The sequence below is a fragment of the Candidatus Zixiibacteriota bacterium genome (assembly GCA_021159005.1).
Taxonomy (GTDB): Bacteria; Zixibacteria; MSB-5A5; order UBA10806; family 4484-95; genus JAGGSN01.
In genome coordinates this window covers 1-1692 of sequence record JAGGSN010000014.1, presented here as the reverse complement: position 1 = coordinate 1692, position 1692 = coordinate 1, and the positions used below count along the sequence as shown (strand labels likewise).

Sequence of the window (1692 nt, the reverse complement as noted above, 5' to 3'; positions counted from 1 at the left end):
GCGTGCCTCACGCACGCTGTTGGGGAAAAATATACACACAGCCTTGATCCGAAGGACATCGGGAATGTTTTTAATTCCTGGGTATGCCGGAAACTACTCGTGATAGTTGAAGAGGTGCATACCCAGGGGAAGATGGATATCATCAAGACTTTAGGTTGGCTCATTGCTAATCGCCGCATACCAATGCAGGCCAAAGGGCAAGATCAGATAACAGGAGACAACAGGGCCAATTTTTTAATGTTCACGAACCCTAAAGATGCGGTTCAAAAGACGCGCCGGGACAGAAAGTTTTGCATATTCTATACTGCGCAACAGGAACCAGAGGATCTGATCGCATCCGGGATGGGCGGAACTTACTTTCCTGAGTTATTTAACTGGGGGAGGGCCGACGGGTTCGCTATAGTTAATGAGTACTTGCACACTTATAAAATACCGGAGAAGTTTAACCCGGCTAAGAATTGCCACAGGGCCCCTGATACGACAAGCACACCCGCTGTGCTGATCAATTCGCTGGGGTTAATAGAGCAGGATATAATAGATGCTGTAGAGTCCGGTAAAACCGGATTTACCGGAGGGTGGATATCGTCTCTGGCTTTCAACGCTCTGTTAAAAGAGCTACATATGAAACTGCCGGTCAATCGACGCCGCGAGATGCTGAAGGACATAGGGTATGTTCCGCATCCGGCTCTTACAAAGGGAAGGGTAAATAACAATATCGCCATTGAACAAGGCAAGCCGGTTTTGTATGTGAAAGTGCGGCATCCGGCGTATAGCATCACAGATGCCGCAATGGTGTCAAGGGTCTATCAAGAAGCCCAGGGGTATATCGTACCAACTGCAATAGGAAGGGCGGCATGAGCCCTTGTGCGCTGTCTGTAAATTTACAGACAGCGTAAGGTACTATATTATTTTTTTATGAAAATAACCCCAAGCCCAACGAACAGTCCAGTATTTAATACGGATCTTCCATGCTGGATGTCCGAAGTACCTTAAAGTCTCCCGGTAAACATCCGCTGCCTGCTTCTTTGTGACTATAGGATCAGAATCAGTTCGGCACAGATAGTCGTGTATCAGCCCCCCTGTACGGCAAAGCCCCCTGATCAAAGGTATCGACTCAAGATCACAGGTGAACCCTACTGGAATTTTTACCCACAATCCTAATACGCTTGAATAAAACCAAAATGGCTCCGTTAATGTGAATAGCTTCTTATTCTCAAACGTACCTACTGGCATTGATTTAGTTATCATATCTTTTATCCTTCAGCATATCAATTAAGTCCGCAACAAGATCACCTAAAGATATGCTTTTTTCCTCAAGTTCTGTAACTGAAATTGGTACTCGTGAAGTCCCCGGGTTATACCCGCTAAGACTATACTCAATGACTTCTGCTAGACTTGTAACCGTTTTTGATATATCGTAGATCTTTTTCATCGCTTAGCCCCCATATGCACCGCTATCTCTTGAGTATTTTTCGCTACCTTAGCATCAAGTACATTAGCGTACCCCGCGAGGCCAAGGACTCCGGTGATGATAAGCCCTATAAGCCACTTAAAATTTTTCCAGTCTACCTTCTTATCAAGCTGTCGGTAATGCCTGTTTAAATCGTCCCTCGTGTCCCGCATAATATTAGACAGAGTTTCTATCTTAACAGTATGTGCGACAAGTAATTCTCGTTCAGTTAGCTTAGTCAA

At 45.2% G+C, this 1692-nt stretch carries 4 protein-coding genes; 1 reads left to right on the top strand and 3 read right to left on the bottom strand.

All coding sequences use genetic code 11. The annotated features are described in order from the left end of the window. Window positions 1-858 (top strand): hypothetical protein (locus tag J7K40_01145; GenBank protein ID MCD6161005.1); only part of this gene is annotated, 858 nt, incomplete at its 5' end. 42 nt (window positions 859-900) lie between these two features. Here J7K40_01145 and J7K40_01140 read toward each other — a convergent pair. The 3 genes from J7K40_01140 to J7K40_01130 all read right to left on the bottom strand — a co-directional run. Further along, window positions 901-1248, bottom strand: coding sequence for a DUF1353 domain-containing protein (locus tag J7K40_01140; GenBank protein MCD6161004.1), 348 nt, complete (start codon window positions 1246-1248; stop codon window positions 901-903). Continuing rightward, complete coding sequence (locus tag J7K40_01135) at window positions 1238-1432, bottom strand: hypothetical protein (GenBank protein MCD6161003.1); 195 nt, start codon at window positions 1430-1432, stop codon at window positions 1238-1240. Before J7K40_01135 ends, J7K40_01140 begins: the two co-directional genes overlap by 11 nt. Then, window positions 1429-1692, bottom strand: a 264-nt coding sequence (locus tag J7K40_01130; protein ID MCD6161002.1) for a hypothetical protein, incomplete at its 5' end; no start/stop codon positions are given. The genes J7K40_01130 and J7K40_01135, both read right to left, overlap by 4 nt.